This window comes from Dielma fastidiosa, from assembly GCF_000313565.1.
Taxonomy (GTDB): Bacteria; Bacillota_I; Bacilli_A; order Erysipelotrichales; family Erysipelotrichaceae; genus Dielma; species Dielma fastidiosa.
Map to the genome: position 1 here is coordinate 1 of NZ_HE578943.1, position 2,382 is coordinate 2,382.

At 26.4% G+C, this 2,382-nt stretch carries 5 protein-coding genes; all 5 read right to left on the reverse strand.

The features are described 5' to 3' along the window. Window positions 1-56: 56 nt before the first annotated feature. Window positions 57-650 (reverse strand): hypothetical protein, encoded by a 594-nt coding sequence (locus DAHG_RS18090; RefSeq protein ID WP_022939748.1) that lies wholly within the window; start codon window positions 648-650, stop codon window positions 57-59. Continuing rightward, window positions 607-795 carry a hypothetical protein gene (locus tag DAHG_RS18095; protein ID WP_022939749.1) on the reverse strand — a complete coding sequence of 63 codons (189 nt, stop codon included), beginning with the start codon at window positions 793-795 and terminating at the stop codon, window positions 607-609. The genes DAHG_RS18090 and DAHG_RS18095 overlap by 44 nt, the downstream gene beginning before the upstream one ends. A gap of 139 nt (window positions 796-934) precedes the next feature. Next, window positions 935-1,153 (reverse strand): helix-turn-helix domain-containing protein, encoded by a 219-nt coding sequence (locus DAHG_RS22175; protein ID WP_022939750.1) that lies wholly within the window; start codon window positions 1,151-1,153, stop codon window positions 935-937. A gap of 12 nt (window positions 1,154-1,165) precedes the next feature. After that, window positions 1,166-1,960 carry a hypothetical protein gene (locus tag DAHG_RS18105; RefSeq protein ID WP_022939751.1) on the reverse strand — a complete coding sequence of 265 codons (795 nt, stop codon included), beginning with the start codon at window positions 1,958-1,960 and terminating at the stop codon, window positions 1,166-1,168. After that, the gene (locus DAHG_RS18110; RefSeq protein ID WP_022939752.1) at window positions 1,957-2,307 is read right to left on the reverse strand and encodes a hypothetical protein; all 351 of its coding nucleotides are present in this window, start codon (window positions 2,305-2,307) and stop codon (window positions 1,957-1,959) included. The genes DAHG_RS18105 and DAHG_RS18110 overlap by 4 nt, the downstream gene beginning before the upstream one ends. Window positions 2,308-2,382 lie beyond the last annotated feature (75 nt).

Sequence of the window (2,382 nt, forward strand, 5' to 3'; positions counted from 1 at the left end):
CTTCAATTCGTAAAGTAACTTAATGAGATATATTCTCTTAAAGTTCACAAAAAAAACTAGCGATTAGCTAGTTTTTTACTAATTTCAGATAATGTATAACACATTAATTTACAATTACGTATTTGGTCTACTAGAATGTATTCTTCAACATCTTTATCATCTATAAGTACAAAACCCATTTTTTTATATGCATTTATTACTTTATCATTCAAACTAGGAATAGCAAATAATATTATTGTAGATACACCTAGATATTTACTTATGGTTTTTATAGTTGGTAAAACAAATTCTTCAAAAACTAGTTTTCCTAATCCTTTAATTGGTTTCTTATCACTCATAGTCAACTTATCATTTAAAGAAAAGAAATTTATTTCTATTGCAGGATTTTTAATCATGTTACCACATGGTTCCCAAAAAATCGCAGAAGCTGATATAGTAAAATATGCCAAAATATCATCATTTGTTTTAGATTTAACTAAATATGTAACATATCTTGTATTATTTTCAAGGTAATATTTCACTTCATTTTTAATAAAAGTTTCGCCATATTCAAATCGATATGAGCGAAACTCCTTTATAAATGGTAAATTAGCTTTAAAATTATTTTTACTTAATATTTCTAGATAAGCGTAATCTGTCACTATTTCCATCTTTTATGACCTGATTTATAAGATTAATTATTCTTTCTCTTTCCTTCTTTGAAGTTGGTTTGGTACTACATTTACCAGCATCAGACAATATTTTATCAAACTTTACTGCCGCCTTACCCTTAATTGGCATTAACATTGCTTTCATATTATCACCCTCCTTCATGGCTATATTATATCAAAACTAAACAATAATGTCAAAGTTCACTTTGTTTCGGTGTTCTTCATATATAGTATATGACAATCCTAGTAAAATAGTTATTTTTTTATGAAATAATATAATTAATTTAACTTGTTACAGTATATTCCAACAAATCAGTAATTTTACATCCTAATACATCACATAGCTTGCATAACACATGAACATCTAATAACTTTACTGTGTTATTACAGTAGTTATTTATTGTACTTAAACTGATGTTGGTTAACAAACATAAATCAGATTTACTTATTTTCTTTTCAACCATTAATTCAGTTAATTTGATATTGATTTTATCTTTAGTCATAATTCTTCTCTATTAATTAAGGAAACCAAATATATTACCCCATTCAGTTAAACAATCTATTGAATCTTCTGTATATTTTATCAGTTCGTTGGTGCTATCCATCAACCTACTTTTGGCTTCTTCAAAAGCATTTACATCATTATATACAGCGGCATTATAGTAAGCGGCATAATCATTATAAACATCACGAACTGTTTTTATAATACTATTCATACTTTGATATTCTGGGTGCTTATCATAAATTTCTTTTTCAACTTTATAATATTCTTTTAAGAACTGTTCTAGTTGTGCATAAGCGGTTTGAAAATCTCTTATATGTATTGACGATACTATATTTTCAATATAATTGTCAATCTTATCACTTGAAGGATTTTCCTGATAAAGAAAAGTTATCCTATTTCTATAATATGATTCTTTCCATTTATCTAACCGTGTTATAAGGATATAATATTCATCTTTATCCATTCCTAATTCTTTTCCTAATGTACGATAACCACCCACTAAAGAGAAAAAGCTAGGATAATATTCTTCCAAGCGCATAGGCAACTTCTTCATGTCTATATCAATAAAATCTTCTATAACTGCTTTATCAAAAGAATCCATAATGTCATTTTCAATAAAGGTTAAAATATATTCATTTGATTCTTTTACTTGTTGGTATGCTTTACTTAAATTTCTATCCTCAATGTTATAAATAATATCATTTTTTAAATCATTCGCATTTTTTGCAATATATATTCCTACACCACCTAAACCAATTAAAATGACTGCTAAAATGATTAATATAATTTTCTTATATTTTTTCATTTATTGTTTCCCTCATTGTTAATTAATCGTTTTTGTGTATCTTTAATTTCATTCAACTCTTTATATAGTGTGTGTAAATTAGCATCACATAAAACTGTTCTTTCTAATATCTCTCCAAGCACATAAACTAACAATGATGTAATAGTTGTCATTATTAAACCTGTTGCAAATGAATTAAAATCATAACTTACCCTTCTAGCATAAGTATCAAAAATGTACTTCATTTCACCCATAGATTCACCTAAAAAGTAAGAACCTATAACACCTAATATAAAAATTACGATTGCCATTTTCTTTACTATTGTAGCCAATAGCAACATTCCATTGTCATTGTTTTCTTTTTCCATAGATATTTCTCCCTTTTCTATTACAGCTATATTCTACTTTATAGCACTTATTTAATCAAGTGCATTTTACACGGT

Coding starts and splice junctions, on each gene's coding strand:
- DAHG_RS18090 (WP_022939748.1), bottom strand. CDS start 650: ATGGAAATAGTGACAGATTACGCTTATCTAGAAATATTAAGTAAAAAT.
- DAHG_RS18095 (WP_022939749.1), bottom strand. CDS start 795: ATGAAAGCAATGTTAATGCCAATTAAGGGTAAGGCGGCAGTAAAGTTT.
- DAHG_RS22175 (WP_022939750.1), bottom strand. CDS start 1,153: ATGACTAAAGATAAAATCAATATCAAATTAACTGAATTAATGGTTGAA.
- DAHG_RS18105 (WP_022939751.1), bottom strand. CDS start 1,960: ATGAAAAAATATAAGAAAATTATATTAATCATTTTAGCAGTCATTTTA.
- DAHG_RS18110 (WP_022939752.1), bottom strand. CDS start 2,307: ATGGAAAAAGAAAACAATGACAATGGAATGTTGCTATTGGCTACAATA.